General features: G+C 49.5%; 14 protein-coding genes. 13 read left to right on the forward strand and 1 reads right to left on the reverse strand.

Annotated features, from left to right (window positions below; genetic code table 11):
- Positions 1-31 precede the first annotated feature (31 nt).
- Complete coding sequence (locus QOL41_RS10645; protein WP_283429740.1) at positions 32-2,500, reverse strand: hypothetical protein; 2,469 nt, start codon at positions 2,498-2,500, stop codon at positions 32-34.
- Positions 2,501-2,746: 246 nt separating this feature from the next.
- Here QOL41_RS10645 and QOL41_RS10650 point away from each other — a divergent pair, with 246 nt between their 5' ends.
- From QOL41_RS10650 to QOL41_RS10710, 13 genes are all read left to right on the forward strand, one after another.
- Positions 2,747-4,030: an adenylosuccinate synthase gene (locus tag QOL41_RS10650; protein WP_283429741.1), complete on the forward strand. Its 1,284-nt coding sequence runs from the start codon at positions 2,747-2,749 to the stop codon at positions 4,028-4,030.
- 22 nt (positions 4,031-4,052) lie between these two features.
- On the forward strand, positions 4,053-4,766 hold the full coding sequence (locus QOL41_RS10655; protein ID WP_173653646.1) for a Crp/Fnr family transcriptional regulator: 714 nt from the start codon (positions 4,053-4,055) through the stop codon (positions 4,764-4,766).
- Positions 4,767-4,781: 15 nt separating this feature from the next.
- Positions 4,782-5,555, forward strand: coding sequence for a PASTA domain-containing protein (locus QOL41_RS10660; RefSeq protein ID WP_173653645.1), 774 nt, complete (start codon positions 4,782-4,784; stop codon positions 5,553-5,555).
- 34 nt (positions 5,556-5,589) lie between these two features.
- A complete protein-coding gene (locus tag QOL41_RS10665) occupies positions 5,590-7,497 on the forward strand; it encodes a tetratricopeptide repeat protein (RefSeq protein WP_283429742.1) in 1,908 nt (635 codons plus the stop codon).
- Positions 7,498-7,592: 95 nt separating this feature from the next.
- A complete protein-coding gene (locus QOL41_RS10670) occupies positions 7,593-8,366 on the forward strand; it encodes a hypothetical protein (RefSeq protein WP_283429743.1) in 774 nt (257 codons plus the stop codon).
- 19 nt (positions 8,367-8,385) lie between these two features.
- The gene (locus QOL41_RS10675; RefSeq protein ID WP_283429744.1) at positions 8,386-11,787 is read left to right on the forward strand and encodes an FG-GAP-like repeat-containing protein; all 3,402 of its coding nucleotides are present in this window, start codon (positions 8,386-8,388) and stop codon (positions 11,785-11,787) included.
- On the forward strand, positions 11,784-12,674 hold the full coding sequence (locus tag QOL41_RS10680) for a formylglycine-generating enzyme family protein (protein ID WP_283429745.1): 891 nt from the start codon (positions 11,784-11,786) through the stop codon (positions 12,672-12,674). The genes QOL41_RS10675 and QOL41_RS10680 overlap by 4 nt, the downstream gene beginning before the upstream one ends.
- 46 nt (positions 12,675-12,720) lie before the next feature.
- Positions 12,721-13,239 carry a copper resistance protein NlpE N-terminal domain-containing protein gene (locus QOL41_RS10685; protein ID WP_283429746.1) on the forward strand — a complete coding sequence of 173 codons (519 nt, stop codon included), beginning with the start codon at positions 12,721-12,723 and terminating at the stop codon, positions 13,237-13,239.
- Between the two features lie 13 nt (positions 13,240-13,252).
- Positions 13,253-14,020 (forward strand): LytR/AlgR family response regulator transcription factor, encoded by a 768-nt coding sequence (locus QOL41_RS10690; protein ID WP_283429747.1) that lies wholly within the window; start codon positions 13,253-13,255, stop codon positions 14,018-14,020.
- A 56-nt stretch (positions 14,021-14,076) separates the two neighbouring features.
- Positions 14,077-16,113 (forward strand): fibrobacter succinogenes major paralogous domain-containing protein, encoded by a 2,037-nt coding sequence (locus QOL41_RS10695; RefSeq protein WP_283429748.1) that lies wholly within the window; start codon positions 14,077-14,079, stop codon positions 16,111-16,113.
- The gene (locus QOL41_RS10700) at positions 16,113-19,043 is read left to right on the forward strand and encodes an FISUMP domain-containing protein (protein ID WP_283429749.1); all 2,931 of its coding nucleotides are present in this window, start codon (positions 16,113-16,115) and stop codon (positions 19,041-19,043) included. The genes QOL41_RS10695 and QOL41_RS10700 overlap by 1 nt, the downstream gene beginning before the upstream one ends.
- Positions 19,044-19,096: 53 nt before the next feature.
- Positions 19,097-20,500: a signal peptidase I gene (lepB, locus tag QOL41_RS10705; protein ID WP_283429750.1), complete on the forward strand. Its 1,404-nt coding sequence runs from the start codon at positions 19,097-19,099 to the stop codon at positions 20,498-20,500.
- On the forward strand, positions 20,500-22,281 hold the full coding sequence (locus QOL41_RS10710; protein WP_283429751.1) for an Ig-like domain-containing domain: 1,782 nt from the start codon (positions 20,500-20,502) through the stop codon (positions 22,279-22,281). Before lepB ends, QOL41_RS10710 begins: the two co-directional genes overlap by 1 nt.
- Positions 22,282-22,286: the final 5 nt, after the last annotated feature.

Genomic DNA, 22,286 nt, shown 5'->3' on the forward strand with positions numbered 1-22,286 from the left:
GGTTGGTCTCTTTTGTATTACGCATTATTGCTTACTGCAAGAATCCCTTGTCGAGTGCTGTGACTGGGATGATTCTGATGTTGTCGTCAGGATCCGTGATGATGGCTACACCGGAGAGGTAGTTGATCCAATGCTGATCATTGGAGTACTTGTGGTAACGCAAGTCGCGTCCATTGTCGCCATGAATCTTGCGCTTGCTGATGGAGATGACGAACGGGGCGAGGAACTGGTCGTGCGAAATGGCCAGGGTAACGCCCGGTTTCATCTTGTCGTAGGTGAAGTGTCTTTGAACGACAACGTCAACAATGCTGTCAATGTTGTAGAAGGCGGCTTCGCAATTGTTTCTCTGGTTGTCGTTGTCATATTCTCTGTAGGCGGCTTTTGCGAATCCACCCCAACCAGATTTGCAGGAACTGCGCTTGCCTTCGTTCTTGACGTACACCTTTTCTAACAGATCGTTGTTTGTGGTCTGGAAGCTGTTGTCGGTTTCGCCAAACCAGGTGCTGCTATCGCCCATGTATTGACCCTTGTTGTTGCCGATAATCCATGCGGATTGCTTGGCACGGTAGTAATAGGTGTGCATGTAAGAGAAATCGTCGAGATTCATTTCTTTAAGTCTGTTGCCGACGGTGGCGCACTGTTGCATGCCCGTTTCGTTCAGCGGGTCGTTCGGTCCATACTTGTCGCTGGGGCGGGCGGCGTGGCGGAGAATGAAGGTCGCCTTTTCAGTGGGACGGAGGCAACCGAGCACGTCGTAGATCGAAGAGAATTGGTCGGTGGTAGAGCGGAGGGCCCTGCATTCGGCGCTAAGGGGCTGAATGCCGTCCTTACCGTCTTCGCCGTCTTTTCCGTCCTGACCATCCTTTCCATCTTTACCATTGTAAAGTTCGCCAATCTTTTCTGTGCCGCAATAGATGTCGTAACCGTTGATGGCTTCATTCTTTACGACAGAGCAAGAGGTTCCGTCCTTACCGTTGTTACCATCCTTGCCATCGGTACCATCTTTACCATCGGCGCCATCCTTGCCGTTTTCGCCGTTCTTGAGTTCGCCGACCTTGATGTTGCCGCAGAAGATGTCGTAGCCGTTGTTGGTCAGGTTCTCTTCGATGCGGCAGGAAGTTCCGTCCTTACCGTTGTTGCCATCCTTACCATCATTGCCGTCTTTACCATTGGCGCCGTCCTTGCCGTTTTCGCCGTTGCGGAGTTCGCCGACCTTGAATTCGCCACAGTAGACATCGAAACCATTGATGTCATCGTTAGCTTCGACGCGGCAAGAAGTTCCGTCCTTACCATCGTTACCATCCTTGCCGTCGGCGCCCTTTTCGCCATTGCGAATTTCGCCGACCTTTTCTTTACCGCAGTAGACATCGTAGCCATTGATGTCATCGTTGGCTTCGACGCGGCAAGATGTTCCATCCTTACCATCAATGCCGTTGTTGCCATCCTTGCCATCGGTGCCATCTTTACCGTCGGCACCATCCTTGCCGTCTTTACCGTTGTAAAGTTCGCCAATCTTTTCGTTGCCGCAGTAAACTTCGTATCCGTTGATCTTGTCGTTCTTTACGACAGAGCAAGAGGTTCCGTCTTTACCATCCTTGCCATCGACGCCATCCTTTCCGTCCTTACCGTCGATACCATCTTTACCATTGGAGCCGTCCTTACCATTGGCGCCATTCTTGAGTTCGCCAACCTTTACGTTGCCACAGTAAACGTCAAAGCCATTGATTTCAAGATTTTCGGCTACATAGCAAGAGACGCCATCCTTACCGTCCTTGCCGTCGTTACCATCTTTACCGTTGGTACCGTCTTTACCATTGGTGCCATCTTTTCCGTTAGCACCGTCCTTACCGCTTGCACCGTCCTTTCCGTTGCGGAGTTCGCCGGCCTTTTCACCACCGCAGTAAATGTCGTAACCGTTGTTTTCTGCGTTGACCTTGACCGTGCAGGAGGCTCCATCCTTACCATCCTTGCCATTGGTGCCATCCTTTCCGTTGGTACCGTCTTTGCCATTGGTTCCGTCCTTGCCGTTTACGCCATCTTTACCATTGGCGCCATCTTTGCCGTCTGCACCGTCTTTACCGTTGTGCAGTTCGCCAACTTTTTCGTCGCCGCAGTAAATGTCAAAACCGTCAATTTTTGCATTTTCGGCGATATAGCAGGAGGTTCCGTCCTTGCCATCTTTACCGTCTACGCCGTCCTTACCATTGACGCCGTCTTTACCGTCATTGCCTTTATCACCTTTTTCACCCTTTTCGCCATCTTTTCCGTCGATGCCGTCGAGACCGTCCTTGCCGTCTTTTCCGTTCTGGACAATGCCGACAGAGTCACCGCCGCAAATAACCTTAAGCCCGCTTAAGTCTTGCAAAGGTTCCGTTACACAGTAAAACGGTTCCTGTTCTTGTTCCGGTTCGGGTTCGGAAACCTGACTTGTTTCTTCAAGACAGCCGAAGAAAACCGGCATGCAAATGAGTGTAGATACGAGTAGAAATTTCTTCTTCATTTTTAGCTCCCTTTTAAATAAGCGCGTACAAATTAAAAATTGTAAGCAAAAAAAAAGTTTGATGTATTTTGATTTGTATGGATTTTTTGACAATAAATGCCTGTTTTTGGGCTAAAACGATGCCTTTGGGTGTCCGCTTGGCGCCATTGAATCCCCACTTTTTTATCTTTATGGCGAAAAAGGGCTCAGGGAAATTCCCTGGGTAGCTTATTTTCGTGTTTAACTAGAAATAAAAACGAAGGATATATGGCAAATCGTGTTGTAATCGGTTCCCAATGGGGTGACGAAGGCAAGGCCAAGGTTGTTGATTTTCTGACTCTGGACGCAGACTACATCGTGCGTTTCCAGGGCGGCGCCAATGCAGGCCATACCGTGGAAGTGGGCGACAAGAAGTTCGTGTTCCACCTGATTCCCTCGGGCATTATGCATGATGACAAGATTTGCGTAATCGGTAACGGCGTGGTGCTTGACCCGGTGCAGACTTTGGCAGAAATCGCCGACTTGCACACCAAGGGTATCAACCCGGAAGGTCGCCTGTTCATTGCCGACAACGCACACGTGGTGCTCCCGTACCATTCTACCCTCGATAAGGCCAAGGAAAAGAAGGCTGGCAAGGGCGCTATCGGTACGACTGGCCGCGGCATTGGCCCCTGCTATAGCGACAAGGTGAACCGTATCGGTGTCCGCGTGGGCGACTTGATGGACGAACGCGAACTGCGCCCCCGCGTCGAAGCGATGGCCAAGGTTCACAACGAAGAATTTAAGGTGATGTACGATGTTCCCGAAATTGATCCGGAACAGGTCATCAAGGACTACCTCGAACTCGGTCAGAAGATCAAGCCGTTCGTGCGCGACGTGAGCGCTATGCTCTATGCCGCTGTGAAGGCTGGCAAGCGCTTGGTGTTCGAAGGTGCCCAGGGTACTATTCTCGACGTGGACCAGGGTACTTACCCGTTCGTGACCTCCAGCAATACGGTCGCTGGCTATGCAAGCTGCGGCGCAGGCATTGGCCCGACGGCTATTGACCAGGTGGTGGGTGTCGTGAAGGCTTACACGACTCGCGTGGGTAACGGTCCGTTCCCGACTGAACTTTTGGACGAAACGGGCGAAACGCTTCGTAAGATTGGTAACGAATACGGTGCTACCACGGGCCGTAACCGCCGCTGCGGTTGGTTCGATGCTCCGGTGGTTCGCAAGGCTGCCGTGGTGAATGGTCTCACTCACCTCGCCATTACCAAGCTCGACGTGCTCGATACGTTCGATTCTATCAAGATTTGTACTCACTACGAATGCGATGGTGAAAAGATCGAAAACTTCCCGAACCAGCTTTCGAAGGTCGGCCGCTGCGTGCCGGTTTACGAAGAAATGCCGGGTTGGAAGTGCGATACCACCAAGTGCCGCAAACTCGAAGACCTGCCGGAAAATGCCCGCAAGTACCTGAACCGCATGGCGGAACTCGTGGGTGTGAAGATCGGTATGATTTCGATCGGTGCAAAGCGTGACCAGAGCATCATCGTAGATCTGGACTAAAATCTAAAAGAAGGAGAAGGTTATGGACAACAACGATGTATGCAGCCTTTTGAAAGGCGTAGATCTCTTTTCTGAATTGACAGAAGAACAACTTGGCTTGCTTGCCAACTTGGTTGTTGTCCAGGACTTCAACCGCGATGAAACGGTGGTACTCGAAGGCGACTGCTCGATGAAGGCCTTGTACCTGATTGCATCGGGAACGGTGCAGGTGTACATGACCGGCGTCGATGGTCGCGAAACCATCCTCAGTTTCTTGGAACGCGGTGACTTCTTTGGTGAAATGTCGCTCATCGACGGCGAACCGAGGTCTGCCTCGGTTCGTACCGTGACCGATGCTCAGTTGATGATTATTCATCGCGAGCCGTTCCTTTCCTTGATTCGAAAGACACCTGAAATTGCAATGTGTCTTTTGTCTGAAATGTGCAAGAGACTGCGCAAGGCCAACAAGCAGATTGGTTCCCTTTCTACCATGTCTGTGAGCGGTCGCGTTGCCGGTACTCTCCTGAACTTGATGGAAGAACGCGGTATGCGTATTCATACCGACAACGGTCAAATGGTCACGGTGATTCACAACCGCCCGACCCAGCAGCAGTTGGCCGATATGTCGGGCACCACTCGCGAAACGGTGAGCCGCATTTGTTCGATGCTGGTTAAGGCAAACGCAATTGCCATGACCGGCAAGGACATTGTGATTTTTGACGAGACTGCTTTGCAGGAAAAAGCTACTAAAGGGTAGCGACGACACTTGATTATGGATAAAGTAAAGAATTTCTTGAATAAATTGCTCGCGTGGGCCAAGAAAGCTCCGGTAGTGAAGGCAATCGGCATTTGGATTGTGCTTTTGATTGTGCTCGCCTTTGCGGTTGATAAGTTGATCATGCCGATTTTCTCGGGTCATTTTGCCTCGACGGGTGAAGTCCCGAATTTGGAAGGCATGAGCGAAGAAGCTGCCCAGAAAGCTTTGGAAGATGCCGGATTCAAGTACGAATGGCTTGAAGAAGGCCGCTACAGTGCGCAGATTCCTGCCGGCATGGTGCTTGTGCAGATGCCTGCCGCCGGACGTACCGCAAAGCTCGGGCGTACGGTCAAGCTCACGAGAAGCTTGGGCCTTCGCGAAGTGGAAATTCCCGATTTGCGCGGCAAAAGCCAGAAGCAAGCCTCTATTTCGCTTGCTCGCGCAGGCCTTGTCCAGGGTGCGATTGTGAAGGGCGCTCACCAAAGCATTCCGCGCGGCGTCGTGATTCGCACGATTCCGGTGGCTGGCGAAAAAGTTCGCATTGGCGACACGGTGAAGGTCGTGATTTCTGCTGGCGCTACCCAGGGTAAAACTGCTCTTCCGGATTTTAGCGGTGAACTTATTGACAACGTTTACATCAAGATGGAAACGCTTGGCTTTAAAGTTGGAAAGATCAAACGCAAAAAAGACGAAGAAGGCCGTCAGCCTGGAACGGTGATTGAAACTTCGCCGAAGCATGGCGATTACTTGCCGCCCGATTCCAAGGTTAACTTCGTGATTGCGGATTAAAAAGTTCATGAGGGCATTGCTACTTTCACTTTCTTTGATAGCGACTCTTTTTACGATGTCGCTTTCGCTCGGAGCGTGTGCTTCGTCGAAAAAGAGTAGTGCCCTGACTGCTGCTGATTCTGCTGCGATTGCCGCTGCAGTTAATGCAAAATTGGATTCTATCAAATTTGCCGAAGAACAAGCTTATGCGCCGAATTTAGATGCGGCGCACGAGTCGTTCATTCGCGCCCAAGAAATGGAACTTCGCGGCGAGAAGGCTTTGGCAAATGTGTTCTGGCAACATGCGGCTGAATCGGACCCCAAGAGCCGTTATCTCGCATTCAAGCTTGCTGAAATCATGATGTCGCAGGGCTCGGATTCGCTCGCCCTGTTGCAGGCTCAGCGAGCCCAAACGTTGAAAGGTCGCGCTACCGCTTCTCAACTTGGTATTCTTGCACACCTGTACGTGAAGGATGGCCGTGCCGATTCTGCCCGCAAGTACTTTAATGCGGCGCTGGATTCTTCGCGCTACCAGGACATGACGCTTTTGTACGATTATAGCTTGTTCCTAGAAGCCATTCAGGATGCTAAGGAGCTAGTTCGTGTGTATGATTTGTTGCTGCCGCAGGTGAATTTCATGCCGACACTTTTCCAGCGTCAGCTTAAATTGCTGCTGGATTTGGGCAGGGATTCTGCTGTCGTGGAACTTTTTGAAAAAGGTCACGAGGCTACGGGCGACAAGAAAATGCTTTTGCAAATGGTGCAAGGGCTTGTGTTCCAGAAGCGCTTGAAAGAAGTTCAGGCCGTTGTTGACACGCTTACGGAATCGACGCAAGAAGATGAATCCATGGTGGTGCTCTTGATGAGTGCCTTGGCCGAAAACAACAAGCGCGATTCAGCCTATGCAATGCTCAAGAAAAAGTATTTGGTTGACATGGTACGTACACCGTTGTTGGCTAGTTTCTTGGGGCAGTACGAAAATGTGTATGGCGATGTGGATAGTGCAAAAGTGCATTTAAAATATGCCGCAGAAAATATGGGTGACCAGCGGGTTTATGTAACGAGTGCATACCACACGCTTTCGGCGATTGCTTTTAAAGAAAAGAAGACTAAAGATGCGGTACGCTATGCCGAAAAGGCGGATTCTGCTGCGATGGGTGGCGATAAGGCGTCGCTTGCATTGACTTATGGCACAGCTGGAATGTTCAATAAAGCCTATAAGATGCTCGACTCGTTGATTGCCGTGTGGGACAAGTGGACTCCGATGGAAGGAATTGCGGATTCTGCTTCGATGGTCCGCATGAAGATGGATGTTGAGCGTAACAGGCGCCAGTTCCGTAATGTGTATGCCCGCCTTTTGAGTGCCGAAGCTCAGGACATTTTGCAGAAGGATATCGGGGATTCTGTAAGAATCAAGAATGCGATGGGTTTGCGTGAACGTGCCGATGGCTTGTACAAGGATCTTGCTTCGAAGGATTCTTCGGATTTGCAGGTCCGCGTGGTGCGTGCCATGAACTTGGAACGCATGGAACGTTATGATGAAGCGTTTGCCATTTTCGAATATGTGCTTCGCTTTGTGAATCCCTCCATTGACCGCGCCGAAGTGTTGAACTATTATGGCTACACGCTGATTGACTTGAATCGTAGCCCCGAAGAACTTGACAAGGGAATCGGTATGGTCGACCAAGCTTTGTTAATGGAAGAAAAGAAGGGCGAGCCGTCTGAAGCGTACTTGGATTCAAGAGCCTGGGGATTTTACCGCAAGGGAAAGTTTGAAGATGCCCTGACGGTGATGAAGCTTATCAAGAGCCCGCATTTTGACGATGACTATGTCTACTGGGAACATATGGCTGCCATTTATGAAGCGCTTGGCATGAAGAATGAAACCAAGGCCGCTTACAAGAAATTGAAAAAATTGCAGCCGCATCACCCTGCCGTAAAGAAATACTTTAATAAAAAGTAGGAAGTAAACTGTGGCTAATGTGAGATGTGGAATGAAAAATGTGAGATGATGAATCACGCATTACACATTTCACATTGCATGTCACAAGAGCCAAATTGATTGAATCGAAGGACCTTTTGTTGAAGTTTATCTATTCCATATTGGTGCTACTTTCTCTGTGCGTTCTTGCCGGATGCGCGGGTAAAAAGCCTGTGGTGGAGCCTGCCGCTGCGGTCGATAGCGCTCAAGAGGCTCCGCGTGATAGCCTGCGCGCCAAGTTTTTGCTGACGATTTATGAAGAAGGAAAAACGCAGGAACTGGACGCCGTCATTTTCTCGGTGCCGGGCAAGCGTTACCGTATGGAACTCACGGGCCCGCTGGGAATTGGGGTCGCTTCGCTCTTGTGGAAAGAAGAAGGCTGGCAGATGACTTTCCCGACCGAAAAGCTTTACATGAAGGGTGTGGGCTACATGGTCGGACTCTTGAACAGTGATGCTATCCCGATGGTGCATATTCACCAGGTAGCAGACATTTTTGACGGGCGCTTGTTGCCCGAAGGCTACAAAGAAGTCGAACCGCCCGAAGATTCGACACGCATGGAAGGCGTGACTTATGCCCGCGAAAAGATAGGGCGCCTTTTCCGATTTGCCAAAGAGGGTGGCCACGTCGCTTGGCTTTCTCGCATGGGCCGCGGCGGCAAGACCGAAACCATTCATTTTAATGATTTCAAGCAATTCGAGGGAGTGGATACTCCGTCGAGAATTGAGTTTGATTTGGATGGCGAAAAATTCCTGGAAATCAAGATCAAGAAGATTGCCCGAAACAAATCGTTCAGTTCAGGAACCTGGCGATTGAACATTCCCAAGAGCTTCAAGCGCGTTGGGGAATAATTTTTTGTAAATTATGGTTATGAAGTTGAATGCTAAGATTTTTGCATTGGTTTTTGGGCTATTCTCTTTAGCGACGACGTTTGCGGCAGATACGCTGCAGGTGTTTGCCATTCGTGTGGAATTTGCCGAAGAAAAAACAGATAACAGCCTGACGACAGGAACGGGGCTTTTTGATTCTGACAAGACGAAAAAAGATGCTTATAGTTTAGACCCTGTGGGTGTGCGTAACAGTGTGCCTTACTGGAGAAAGCATTTTGAATTTGCCAATGCCTACTTTAACAAGGCGAGTAACGGTAATGTGGTCATCGATGCGCACTTTTATCCGAAGGAATCGAGTGCCTACAAGCTGAAAAAGCAGATTATCGATTATAACCGCACAAGCAAGATGAAGGGCGAAAAGACGGCGGAATTCGACGATGCCCGCAGCCGTGACTACTTGCAGTTTATTTATGACGCCGTGATGGCGGCACATGAATCGGGCGATTCTCCGTTCAAGGAACCGCTTTCGAAGAACCCGAATACAAAACGTGCCTACATGATTATTCATGCGGGCGCAAGCCGCTTGGTTGATGGCGGTAGCATGGGGACGCGCGGCGCCGATACGCCGGGCGACTTTATGGATGTGTACATCGATAAGTCTGCCTGGCAGTACTTGCCGGATTCGATTAAGAATGTGGCGCTCCGTAAGGAGGGCAAGAAGGCGAATGGCAAAGAGGATTCGCTGGTGGCCGAAGCCCTGCTGTTGAAGGATGCTGCCATCGATACGCTGAAATCGATTATGGTCACGAGCGAAACCGCGTCGCAAGACGGCCTGAATTGGGGCGTGAATGGAATTATTGTGAACCAGATCGCGCGTGAACTGGGGCTCCCGAATACATACGATGTGGTGAAGGGCATTAGCCGCTTGGGTTATTACGATGTGATGGACTTTGCGGGCTATAATGCGGGCAATGGATTCTTGCCTTCGCTGCCGGCGGCGTGGGAACGTGCCTACATGGGCTGGACTCCGGTAAAAGAAGTGCGTCCGGTGGCAGGCAAGCCCGTGACGGTCGAAATTTCGGCTGCGGGCACCGGCAAGGGAACCGAGATTGTGAAGGTTCCGCTTTCTGCAAGCGAATACCTGCTGATTGAAAACCGTCAACGCAGTTGGAATAAAGAGGGTGAAGTCAGCGTGTCGCTGAGCGCTGCAGGCGAAAGTACCGATACGACAATCAAGACCGTGCCTGTAGATAGCTTGCATTTGGTTTTTGAAGATAGCGTGGATTGTGCGAAAAAGTGCAAGGCCAATAATAAAAAGGCGAAGGGTGTTATCGTTGATATTGACAGCTACGATGCGGGCCTCCCGGCAAGCGGTATTGTGGTGTGGCGCGTAAATGATTGGTACTTGCGTGAAACCTTGGAATACGGCATTGCAAACTTCTGGGGTGGCGACACTTTGCGCGACCACCAGTTCGGTATTGCGATGGTCGAAGCCGATGGCATTTTGAGCATTGGCAAGACGTTCAAGAATGCCCTTGGCGAAGATACTTATGACTACGGATCGGGTACGGACTTGTTGCCGCACTTGCGTAAGCCGAACAAGGATTCCAAGCAGAAGTTTGATACGGTCAAGACGATTGGTTCTACCGGTTATGCAAACACCATGACGACCCAGGGCGGCTATACCGGAATCAAAATTGCGGTGAATGTGCCGAAGGGTGCCCGTACGGAAAAGACCTCTAATTCGTTCATGGGCGATAGCGTGGTGAACTTTGGCGCGCAAAAGATTAGCGTGACCATTAGCATTGATGACGGAAGCATCGATGGCGCCGAATTCCCGCGTAACATTGGCCTTGCCTCTGCTGTGCGTGGCGCTGTGTTTGTTGACAATCCTGAAAGCGATGGTGAAAAACTCATTGTTGCTGGAGCAATGGATGGTACTCTTCAAGTGTTCAATGCGATGGGCGATACCTTGTTCCCGGCAGATACCGCAATTGTGCAAAAGACATTGAGCCGCGACAATGCCGAACGTGAAGTTCCGCTGTACCGCGTGGGCGCAAGCTATGGCCCGCTGGTGGGCATGGCAAGCGATGGCAAGGATGTTTACAGCCTGCATACGAGTAAATTCGTGAAAACGAGCTTTGTAGGTGGACTCCCGACGCAAGAAGCAATTACGATTGATTCTGCTTTGACAGGGCCCGTTATTGTTGACGGCAACATTTACTATACAACGGTAAAAGGCTCCTTTGTCTATAATGCAAAAGAGGGCAAGGTGACTGCTCTCGGCAACGAAGGCGCCGGCAACCACACTGGTATTACCGACATGGCGTATTGTGGCACCGAAGATGGTAAGCCTGCCTTTGCTTATTATGTGGCTTCGGAAGGCTCTGCATATTTGCATGGTGTCGAAGTGAAATTGAATGGCCGGGGTGATGAGAAATATCGCCTTGCTTGTACCGATTTGAATCGTGACGGCAAAGAAGAAGTGATTGCGGTTGGTAGTCGCGGAACGGTTGCGGTTTCGACTGCTGCAAATGAAAAGACGGACTTGAAATGGACCAAAAACTACAAGCGCGGCTCTGCAGGTACGAGTGGTTTGAAGCATGAAACCTCTGGTATTGCTGTTGGTGACATCAACGGCGACGGCTATCCTGAAATTGTGTTCCTTGGCGACAATCTGGTGTATGCGCTGGATCGCTCGGGACTCCCGATTGCTGGATTCCCGGTAAAAATTAGCCGCGGTGCGCCTGTTTATGGATTCTTTAGCGACCCGATTCTTGTAGATGTGACGGGCGACGACATGCCTGAAATTCTGGTGCCGAGTAGCGATGGCTTGGTGTATGCGTTTACTGGCAAGGGCAAGCAGGTGACGGACGGATTCCCGATTGCCGCTGGCAGCTATGAAGACATGGATTCTACAAAGGTTGTTCAGCCGATGAGCATCTTTGTGGCAAACGCTGTGTCTGATAAGAAATCTGCGGGCCCGGAACTTTATGCGCTGCATCGCAATAACCTGACGGCTTTCCGCCTGCGCAAGGCCTCTAGCGATGCCACAGAATCGGATGCCGCGTGGACGCTTCCGGCTGGCGGTAACGAACGTACGGGTTACTTTGATGCTTCTAAGCTTGCCGATGTAAAGAAGGTCTCTGCGAAGGATGAAATTTCTGAATTCTTCATGTTCCCGAATCCGGTTCGCGGCGGCAAGGCGAAGGCTCGCTTTGAAATCGGTGCGGCAGCAAAGAATGCAACGCTTGAACTCTATGATATTACCGGACTTTGCGTGTTCAAGGCAAAAATGAGCGATGCAAAGCAGGGCCGCAACCAGTTTGAAAACCTTGATCTGAAGGACCTTGGTTCTGACGTTTATACTGCTCGACTCAAGGTGAAATTTGAAAGCGGCAAGACCAAGCAGAAACTCTACCGCATAGGAGTGGTAAAATGACACGAAGAATCGCCACATTATTGGTCGGCATGACGGTCGCATTCCTAGCCGCTTGCACAGCGGATGGGGAATCTACGGAGTTGGTGCCGGTATACCATGGTGATGACGATTCTGGTAACGGGAAAAGTTCTAGCGGTAACGCGGGTTCTAGCTCTTCGGCAGAATCTTCAGAGTTGGCAGAGCTTTCGGACTATTTAGAGATGGTAAGGGTGCCGGCGGTTTCCTTTACTCGCGGTACTGTAGACTATAAGATTAGTGCATTTTCTGTCGGCAAGACCGAGGTGACGCAAGGTCTTTACCGCAAAATCATGGGCTCTATTTCTAAAGACGATGAGCTGGGTGATGACTATCCGGTTTTCAATGTAAGCTGGTACGATGCAGCCCTTTTTTGCAATGCGCTTGCAAAAAAAGTGGGGTATGATACGGCTTATGTTTATGAATCGATCAATGATGGCGGTGAATTAGAGAATTTGTCTGTAAACTACGCGGCGGAAACGGTGCGACTCCCGACAGAAATGGAATGGGAAATTGCGGCCCGTGCGGGGACCTTGACGACTTACTACTGGGATACCGATGTGGCCTCGAAATATGCATATTATGCACAAAATAAAGGCCCTGTGGCGGTTGCCGGCTTTATCCCGAATGACCTTGACCTTTATGATATGGCGGGCAATGTTGCTGAATGGGTGAACGATTGGTACGGCTCGTATCCGACGGTTTCGCAAACGAACTATACAGGCCCTGCTGAGGGTTCGTACAAGGGAATTCGCGGCGGCGGATGGTCCGATAAGGCGACTGCTCTAGCTTCTGCTGAACGTGACAAGAAAAACCCCAAGCATCGAAGTCAGACGCTTGGCTTTAGGGTCGTTTATTCAGCCGGATTTTAGTTGCTTTAAAAGCCTGTTTCAAACTTAAATTACTACATTGTGAACCATGAAGAGGTTTAAATCCATGGTTCTCCCTGTTGCAAGAATGGCTTTGCCATTGCTTGCTGTCTTTGCCTTGATGGCTTGTGAAGAAGAAAAATCCGCACCGTTGCCGGATTTGCCTGCGATTGAAATCCCGAAGGATGTGCCGGGGCTTTATTCCGGAAGATTGCCGTGCGATGACTGCACGAGTCGCATGGTGCGCATGACTCTTGGCGAAGACAATTCCGTCGAAGCGATTCAACTGGTGTTGAAAGATACGATGGAAACGGATTCCCTGAAGGGAACGTATGCCGTAACGGATAGCACCATCAAGGTGACTCTTGAGGGCGATAAAGGCCATTGGAATTTTAAGCGAGCCAAGTTTGGCAATTTGCAGTATATGACGGCGGCCGGTACCGTGTACGAAGACAAAGATGGTATGACCGCTGAACTGATTCGCATTTTCAAAGTCAAGCCAAAGACTATTGCAAAAGATACGGCAAAGGATTCCGCTGTTGCGGATACAGTAAAGAAGGGAAAATAGCCTAAGGAGTAATATGCAGTGTACCGCGTTAGTGATTGATGACGAACCGCTTGCCCGCAAGCGTATGATTTCGCTTTTGGAACCCTATTCTTCTGAAATTGAAATTTTGGGTGAAGCCGGTTCGGGAGCACAGGCTGTCAAGATGATTCACGAGATGATTCCTGACGTGGTCTTTTTGGATATCCAGATGCCCGACATGGATGCTTTCGAAGTGTTGCATTCCCTGCAGGGTGACGATGTCCCGCTGGTGATTTTCACGACTGCGTACGATAATTTTGCGCTTAAGGCGTTCGAAGAAAATACGGTGGATTACCTTTTGAAGCCGGTGGCGCCTGAACGTTTGGCCGCCTCTATTGAAAAATTGCGTAAGGCAATTCCACAGGTGGACGACACGACGATTCCCTCTGACTTGAACTGGGAAAAGCTGCGCAACCTTGTGGACATGAGTGGCCTTTACTTGCAGCGTTTGCAGGTCAAGGTGGGCGACCGCATCGTTTTTGTGAATATTGACGAAGTGATTCGATTCCATAGCGAAGAAAAGTACACGACGGTCTATACCGTGAACGGCCAGTACGTGATTGATACGCCGCTGGTGGAACTCGAAAAGAAACTCGACCCGAAACACTTTACTCGCGTGCATCGTTCTCACATTGTGGCTATTGACTACATTGCTGAATGCCGCAAGGGCGATGCTGGCCGTATGGTGATGGTGTTGCGCGACAAGGCTGCAACACAGCTGGTGGTGAGCCGCTCACTCGTCAAGAAGATTAGAACGCTGTAGGCATTGCTTTCTAAAAACGAATTGTCGAAAGACAATTCATGTGGAAGGAGGGTATCATGAAGAAAATAATCGTGGCAAAAGCGATGTACTTTGCCGTATCTGCATGCTTTTGGCTTGCGGGCTGCGGTTCGGATGGCAGTTCCAAGGATCCTGTTAAGGAAGAGTCTTCAGAACAGCCCGATGCTCCTGAAGAAGAGGGGCAAGAGCCTAGCGGCGAAGAAGGTCGCGGCGGAAATTCGGAGTCCGGAGTCAAGGTCAATCCGAATGACGAGAAGGATGTCATTAAGTCGACCCTCATGGAGACCGAGGATTTTTCGATTGATACCATACGCGATTCGTATCGGGGAACCTATAGCTACTACCTCCGCACGGGAAATGTCGTGTGGTCGCTCCAGAAGGTTTCGGCGGAATCTGCTGATATAGAGAGCGTGTGTTATGACGGACAGAATGGCAACTGCGATGATTACGGTCGCCTGTTTTCGGCGAGTGTGAAGCCTGCCCATGCCGTATGCCCGGACGGACAGAATTTGGCCTCTTCGAAGGACTGGACGATTTTGGATGCCTACCGCTCCAAGCATCGCGAAATAGACAAGCTCCTGAATCTTGCGTATGGCGGCTATTGTCTGCAGCTCGGGGATTCGCTTGCCTGTTCCGGTATCGATACCACGGCAAACTACATGACCTCGGATGGAAAAGTCTATTCGATCAAGAAGGGTGACTTGGTGGCCAAAATGGGTGCCGCCAGCGAAAACGGCTTCTACAATGTTCGCTGCGTGACATACCCGACTTTCGTGAAGTCGCTCAAGGATCTGCCCGCTTGCGACCCGTCCTTGAAAAATCCGCCGGAACGGATTTACGTGTTCGACGAAAGGGAAAATTACCGCTGCTATGCAGACGAAAAGTCTTGGTTTCCGGATTTTACTGAAACCTGCACTGAAAAGAATAAGACGCTTGTCTTTGACAATACGATGATGGTTTGCGAGGACGGCCTTTGGCAACTTGCGGACATAAGCTATTCCCCTGAAGAATGCAACTCCAAGAACAACGGGAAAATCCTCGTGTTCAACGGAGAAAAGTATGCTTGCAACGGTTCCAGATGGCGCGAGTTCACGGATCTCGAAGATTCACTGGGAATTTGCAATAGCCGTAAAGAAGGTATGTTCGACACCTTGTACACGGGGAGCAAGATTAGGCTGTATTACTGCAATGGCGTTAAATGGGATGATGCATCCATTGAAACCTATAAGGGCGCTTGCAAAGACAGCTCTTCTAAATTCATGAACGACACAATCGATTTCAAGAACGTGCTCTACGTTTGCCGCGGAAACGGCTGGAAGGAATATTCCGATATCGAAAAACAGTTCGGCGTCTGCATTCCACAAAAACTTTTCATGTTCGAAAACGGTAGCTATGATGTAGATAACTACAAAACAGAATACCTGTGCGATACGACCGGTTGGAAAAAGTTCGGACCCAATGATATTTTTGGTGAATGCGATTCGACGGAGGTCGGGATGGTTACCATCTATCGCGATAAGCATTATAGATGTACTCAATATGGGGACTGGATACATCATGGGGGAATAAATACCAGTATTCCTCGTGACAGTATGCACCTTTGCAGCGAGCAAAACAATACGCGGATTATTTCTGGAAATTACGAGAAGGTTTCTATATGCAGGCAGTATAGTAACGATTCCACTAAGTATGGCGTTGTCACTACGGAGTTCCCCAAGTGCGACAAGTCCAATGAGGGCGAAGAATACATACACGATTCGGGTTTCTGGACTATAAAGGCTTACTGCGGCGGTAATGGCTACTGGCACAATTACTACGATGATTTGAAAAAGTGTACGACGGCGAATTATGGCGAACTTGCGGAATCGAAGGAATTCGGTGCGGTAGGCTGCGATGATGATGGCTGGCGCCCTGTAATCGATTCAGAAAAGAAATATGGCCTTTGCAACGATAACAATGCCGATGAAATAAAGAAGGACGGGAAGAAGCAGGTTATTTGTCACATGGGCGCGTGGAGCGGATACAAGGACAAGAGCGCGTATCGCGTGAATGGTTCTAAAGGGGAGGGTAAATAATGAAGACGTTTTCTGATTGTCTGATGAAAAAGTCCGCCGCCTTTTTGTGCATGGCGCTGGTTGCCGTATTTTACGCTTGCGGCGATGACTCGAGTTCTTCGCAGGAACCTAACGAAGGCGACGTTGTTGCCGAAAGCAGCAGTAGCGGCAAGAAGGGCTCTTCTAGCAGCGTCGAACCGATTGTCGATATTAAGGAAGGCTCGGTTGTCGACGCAGACTCGATCGATTTGAGCGAATTTGAGCCGGAAGGCACTGTTGTCGACACGCGAACCAGAAAGTCTTACGACCTTCTGGTTTCGGGAATTACGGTCTGGGTGAATGAGAATCTGGATTACAAGACAACACGCCCGATGAGTACTTGCTACGATTATGCGGATTCCCTGTGCGTCAAGTACGGCAGGCTCTATACCTATGCAGAAAAAGACGTTTGCCCTGACGGATTTGAGTTGCCCAATGTAGAAGACTTTAAGCTTCTGGTAGAATCCGAGGGTGGCTACAATGCTCAATATGCCGGAAGCTGCAAGACGCAAAAAGACAAGCCGATGGCATGCTCGGGAGCCAATGATACGGCGTTCTATGCGGTTCAAGGCGATAGCATCGTGGCAATTTCAAAGAAAGGGGACGTTAGGGCTTTTGAAAACGATGGGCGATTTGTCAGCGTTCGCTGTGTCAAGGAGAAGACTATTGTCGAGAAAAATAAGGAACTGCCCAAGTGCACGGACGCCTATAAAGGTCGCACGGTCTTTGTGATTGAAAAAGATTCCGCCTATACTTGCAAGAATTTCGAGTGGGAATACGCAAAGGAATACTCTGTCTGTAACGATGGCGAAAAGTATGTCTATACCAATAAGAAGAAAGACATCTTGTACGCATGTACCGATGGCATGTGGCATGTTGCCGCCCTCGAAGACATCGACAAGCCCTGCGTCGATGAAATCCGCCATAAGAACGTCGTCTTTAACGGTGTTCGCTATGCCTGCTCCAGGACAGGCTGGGTGGAACTCGAATACCCCGCATCGGAACTTGGCGAATGCTATTCCGATATTTTTGGAACGGCAACCAAGAGTGAATCGAATAGGACCTATATATGCAAAAATACGGGCCGCTGGGAATTTGCGGGGCCGTATGACCTTTATGGTGGATGCTCGCGCAAGTTCCATGGACAGGTCGTGACGATTGATTCTGTCGATTATTTCTGTTCGATAAAGGAACTTGTGTACGAGGAGAAATATTATTGGCAATCGAATAAGGGGAACGTGAATGAGGAACATGGTTTTTGCACCGATGACCGCATTCAGGAACGTGTTGTTTATGCCGATTTCTTCTATTATTGCACCTACCATAACGAATGGCAAGTCGCGACCAAAAACGAGTCCTATCTGCCACTCTGCAATTCTTCGAGGTGGGATACCACCTATAATGTAGGAAATAACGAATACTGGTGCAGCAGCCGTAATAAAGACTGGCAACTTGTGGAGCATTGGCTCTTTGACGGTCAAAAGGATTCGATTGGCTGCAAGCCGGATAATTATGGCAAGATTTACACTTTGAAAGATGTCGAGTACATTTGCGCCTTGAGCGATAATGTGTTCGAATTCAGAAAGCTGAATAAATTTGAATCGAGATTTGGTGTTTGCAAATTGGATACGCTGTACATGATTGCCGAAGATGATACTTCTTACACTTGTAACGATGGCGTATGGAGCAACCGAAAGCTCGGTGTCTGCGAGGCCGAATATGGTACATGTGCGAGAGAAAATGACCGTGTAGAAGTCTTTGGCGATTCCGCCTGTATCTGTGATGCTGGCAGTTGGGAAAAGCGCGAATTGAAAATTGTCGAGAAAAAATTTGAAATTTGTACAAGGGCGCATAACTATGTCATATTCTATGGCGATGACCGGTATTCATGTACAAATGGAGTTATCAGCTCGCGTGAGATTGTCACTACCGATTATAGGACGCTATTCGGTGAATGCAAGGGCAGCCTTCAGGGAAAAGACACGGTTCACTATGGTGTAAAGTTTGTTTGTGATACCAATGTGGTGGGTAGAATCAATTACGATTGGTACCGCTACCAGGAAGTAGATTCGCTGGCGGGCTCGCACTGTAACGCAAAAATTGTAGACAAGAATGTTCAGACAAAGGATGGCGCGCATTATAAGTGCACCTTGAATAGTTCCAAGAAAAAGTATGAATGGGTGATGCAGAAGGTTTCGGAGTACATGAGCGAATGTAACGAAGCCAACAAGGGAATTGTCGAAAGTAACGGTGCCACCAGAAGTGTTTGCCTAGGGGACCATTGGGCACCTGCTGATACGTTCCATGTGACTGATAAACGTGACGGCAAGGAATATGCGGCGATTACGATTGGCGGCGTTACCTGGATGGCAGAACCGCTCTCGTATGTGCCGGAAGGAAAGCCCGTGTATGTAGACCACTCCTTAAATACTGTCTCGGAATTGGCCAGTGGCGAAGTGGCTTATTATTCCTGGTCGGTTGCACTGGGACTTGACAAGAAATACGATACGACTTCAATCGAGAATATTATTAACGAAAATACGGTTGTCCAAGGCGTCTGTATGGATGGCTGGCATGTTCCCAAGGTTGAAGAAGTCGACAAGCTTTTCTACGAGATTTCGAAAGGCTTTACAGGTTATAGCCAGTGCTTTGATGATGATGATATGGTCGGCATCCATTTTGAAAATCGCAAGTATGTGAGCATGCATCGTAATTCCGAAACAGGCGTGGAGTCTGTTGCGGAAATCCTCAGTGCCACTGAAGAAATGATGTGGACGGCTTCTGAAAGTTACAATCGGTTTGACAAGATAAAAATGGCGAAAAGAACGGGTGTTTCCGGAACGGCAAAATTCCAAACCGATGTGTATAAATACACGTTGGCGCCGGTTCGCTGTGTTAAGAATAGCGAATGACGCAGTAATTTTCTAAATTACTGCTGAATTTCTTGTCTTTAACGTTGAATTTTATGGAAAAAGATAAACAGCCGATTTCGTGGAAAAAGTTTGCGAAGGGCCTGCTCCGGGAAATCATTGTTCCGGTGGCTCTTGCTTTAATTGTGATTCAGTATGTGATTCAGGCTTTCCAGATTCCGAGTGGATCGATGGAAGATACTTTGCATACGGGTGACTTTTTGCTAGGCCTTAAGTTTACTTATGGTTCGCCGATTCCGTTTAGCAACCAGAAGTTCCCTGGCTACGCTTACCCTGCCAAGGGTGATGTGGTGATTTTCCGTTACCCGGGCGAGCCGGAATATCCTGATGGCAACCCGCAGCGTTACACGCACTTGTTTAATGCGCTCATGTTCGGAAACCTTTATTGGGACCATGAGCCGCAGGCTGGTCAGCCGCACTTGATTCATTACGCTGATGGTCCGAAGGACTACATTAAGCGTTGTGTCGCGGTGAGTGGCGATACGGTGGCTGTCCATAAGGGTCGCCTTTTCGTGAATGGTGTGCTGCAAGATACATTGCCCGGTCGTGGCAAGTATACGGCGATGGCGCGTACTTATTCTCCGCGTGATGAACGCGATGCGTTTGTGGTCCCGTCTGTGGGTGATACGTTTACCATTGATTCGATGCCGCTTGAAAAATTGTGGTGGCTGCGTTCCTTGGTGGCGCAAGAAAATCCGGATGAAACGGTGGAACTTGATATTTCTCTGTGGAAGGATTCTGTCGAAATCAATAACTACGATTTTGAAAACTTTAAACTCCCGGTTGAAAATGACCGTGGCCTTGCGCTGAATGAATTCTTTGCTAGAAACCGTACGCTGATTCAGCAGCGTTTGACTCAGGGTGACACCCTTTCGGGCGTGATGTCGTTTGCATACTTCAAGGAACTTTCTCGCATGGCCTATTTGCCCATGATCGACCCGAAGGTTCAGGGTGGATTTACGCGCCCGGTGAGCTATATGGCTTTTGAAGGCTCTCTGTTGCGTGACCTCGAAGGCAACGTGGCTTTGTTGAACCAGGCCGAAGAAGATAATGCTGGCACTGTAGAACTTGTTGATGTGGATGCTCCGCAAGATGGTGCCAAGACGGTGGAAGGTGTTGCCGGCGATACGCTTGATGCTCCTGCAAAATCGAAGTATGAAATTCGTCGCAAGTTGCTCGTAGGTGGCAAGCCGATTGATACCTATGTGGTTAAGACGCCGCAGTTCTTTATGATGGGCGACAACCGCGATAATTCTGCCGATAGCCGTTACTGGGGCTTTGTGTCGCTCAGAAATATTCGCGCCAAGGCCTTCGTGATTTACTTCTCGTTCGAAAATGATGATGAAGCTTTTGCCTTGAAGAATCCGTTTACTTGGTGGCGCTTGCCGTTCCGTATTCGCTGGGGCCGTCTCGGCAAGATTATCCAGCTGATTGACTAATGCATTCGTTGTTAAAAAAATACGGTGCCGCCTTGGCGGCTTTGTGTGCGGCAGGGCTCTTGTCGTGTGCAACGCAGGTGGCGCCTACGGGTGGCCCCGAAGATAAGCTTCCGCCGCGCGTGGCGGGCGTTTACCCGGCTCCGAATACGACGAATCATCCGAACGAGCTTATGATTAAGCTCGAATTCGATGAATGGATTAACGCATCGATTCCGCGCAGCGCTGTTTCTATTTCTCCGCCGATCGATAAAAAGTTGCGCTTTGAAGTAAGCGGCAAGAGCCTGGTGCTATCGTCGCGGGCGGTTTTAGATACCGGTACGACTTATACGGTGACATTTGCAGGCGGAATCAAGGACTTGCATGGCAACGCTTTGGCGAAACCGTTCCATGTGGTGTTCTCGACGGGAGCAATTATCGATTCGCTGACTCTTTCGGGTCGTGTGCTTGTGGACCAAGCGATGGCCCGCAAAAAGGAATACCCGAGTATCGGACTTTTCTTGATGGGCGAAGAACGTAATTCCAAACACTATCTGGATAAGTACCGCGACACGACAACCAAAGAACTGAGCAAAGATCCGATGCTGTTGAAGGAACCGCCACTGTATGTGACGCGTGCCGACAGTGCGGGCCATTTTACGCTGACAGGTCTTAAGGCGGGCCATTACCGCGTGGTCGCTTTTATGGACGGCAATGGTAACCAGAAAATTGAACTTTCGACAGAACAAGTGGGCATTTGGACGGGTGACCTAGAATTGACCGCCGAAACGAAGGATACGTTGTGGCTTGCCATTGCCGATATGGACACAACCAAGTTGGAACTTTCTTCGGTGTCGCAACCGTTTGCTAATGTGCTCGAAGCGACTTTTACGCGTAGCGTGTACTTTGATTCTGCGTTTACCGATACATCGAATTGCTACTTGGAATCGCCTGAAAAGAAGAAACTTTATCCGAAACTGGTGTACTTGAGTGCAAGTACCAACAAACCGCAGTTCTATTTTGATCCGGCGCCCAAGAAAGAAGTGCTGTACAAGTTCATTTGCTCTGCCGCGAAGGATTCCATGTTTCGCACGCTTGATACGTTGCGTAACGAAGTGGAATGGGAATGGAACAAAATGGAAGGCGATACGCTCCCGCCCAAGGTGGCTGGCGTGAAGTCGAATTCCAAGGCCAAGGCGCTTTTCCCGGATGATTCGCTGGTGGTGTACTTTAACAAGCCGAAACTCGATTCTTTGCAGCAGACGTTCTACATTGCAATTAACAAGGATACGACTCAGGTTCAAGTAAAGCAAATTGACCCAGTGCGCTTTGCGGTTGAAAATCCTGAGCCGTGGGGTACCGACATTGCTGTGAATTTCTTGATGGGTTACATGGATACAACGCTCGCTGCCGCCGATAGCAATGGTAAGCGCGATACAGTTGTAGAACTTAAGTACCAGAAGATGCAAAAGTTTGAAACGGTCAGCAAACTGAAACTTGCTAAACTGCGTGGTAAAATTCCGGGAGCAACTCCCAAGACCATGGTGCGTTTGCTTTCGGCTGAAACCAAGAACTATTACTTTGAAAATTGCAAACCCGATGGAAGCTTCAGTTTTGACGGCCTGGTAGAAGGCGCATACCTGATGGATTACTATGTGCCCGAAGAAGGCAAGAAGTTGCCGGATGGTGGCTCGGTAGACCCGTTCCGTTACGGTTCTCAGTGGCGGGCTATTAACGATACGCTTAAAGTCAAGAATGGCGAGAATGTGCTGGATAGCTTGGCTGGCGTGGTGCCTGGATTGTAGAATAG

This window comes from Fibrobacter sp. UWB10, assembly GCF_900182935.1.
Classification (GTDB): Bacteria; Fibrobacterota; Fibrobacteria; order Fibrobacterales; family Fibrobacteraceae; genus Fibrobacter; species Fibrobacter succinogenes_O.

What these genes read in the sequence shown, in the direction of transcription:
- QOL41_RS10645 (WP_283429740.1), bottom strand. Translation starts at nt 2,500, where the DNA reads ATGAAGAAGAAATTTCTACTCGTATCTACACTCATTTGCATGCCGGTT.
- QOL41_RS10650 (WP_283429741.1), top strand. Translation starts at nt 2,747, where the DNA reads ATGGCAAATCGTGTTGTAATCGGTTCCCAATGGGGTGACGAAGGCAAG.
- QOL41_RS10655 (WP_173653646.1), top strand. Translation starts at nt 4,053, where the DNA reads ATGGACAACAACGATGTATGCAGCCTTTTGAAAGGCGTAGATCTCTTT.
- QOL41_RS10660 (WP_173653645.1), top strand. Translation starts at nt 4,782, where the DNA reads ATGGATAAAGTAAAGAATTTCTTGAATAAATTGCTCGCGTGGGCCAAG.
- QOL41_RS10675 (WP_283429744.1), top strand. Translation starts at nt 8,386, where the DNA reads ATGAAGTTGAATGCTAAGATTTTTGCATTGGTTTTTGGGCTATTCTCT.
- QOL41_RS10680 (WP_283429745.1), top strand. Translation starts at nt 11,784, where the DNA reads ATGACACGAAGAATCGCCACATTATTGGTCGGCATGACGGTCGCATTC.
- QOL41_RS10685 (WP_283429746.1), top strand. Translation starts at nt 12,721, where the DNA reads ATGAAGAGGTTTAAATCCATGGTTCTCCCTGTTGCAAGAATGGCTTTG.
- QOL41_RS10690 (WP_283429747.1), top strand. Translation starts at nt 13,253, where the DNA reads ATGCAGTGTACCGCGTTAGTGATTGATGACGAACCGCTTGCCCGCAAG.
- QOL41_RS10695 (WP_283429748.1), top strand. Translation starts at nt 14,077, where the DNA reads ATGAAGAAAATAATCGTGGCAAAAGCGATGTACTTTGCCGTATCTGCA.
- QOL41_RS10700 (WP_283429749.1), top strand. Translation starts at nt 16,113, where the DNA reads ATGAAGACGTTTTCTGATTGTCTGATGAAAAAGTCCGCCGCCTTTTTG.
- lepB (WP_283429750.1), top strand. Translation starts at nt 19,097, where the DNA reads ATGGAAAAAGATAAACAGCCGATTTCGTGGAAAAAGTTTGCGAAGGGC.
- QOL41_RS10710 (WP_283429751.1), top strand. Translation starts at nt 20,500, where the DNA reads ATGCATTCGTTGTTAAAAAAATACGGTGCCGCCTTGGCGGCTTTGTGT.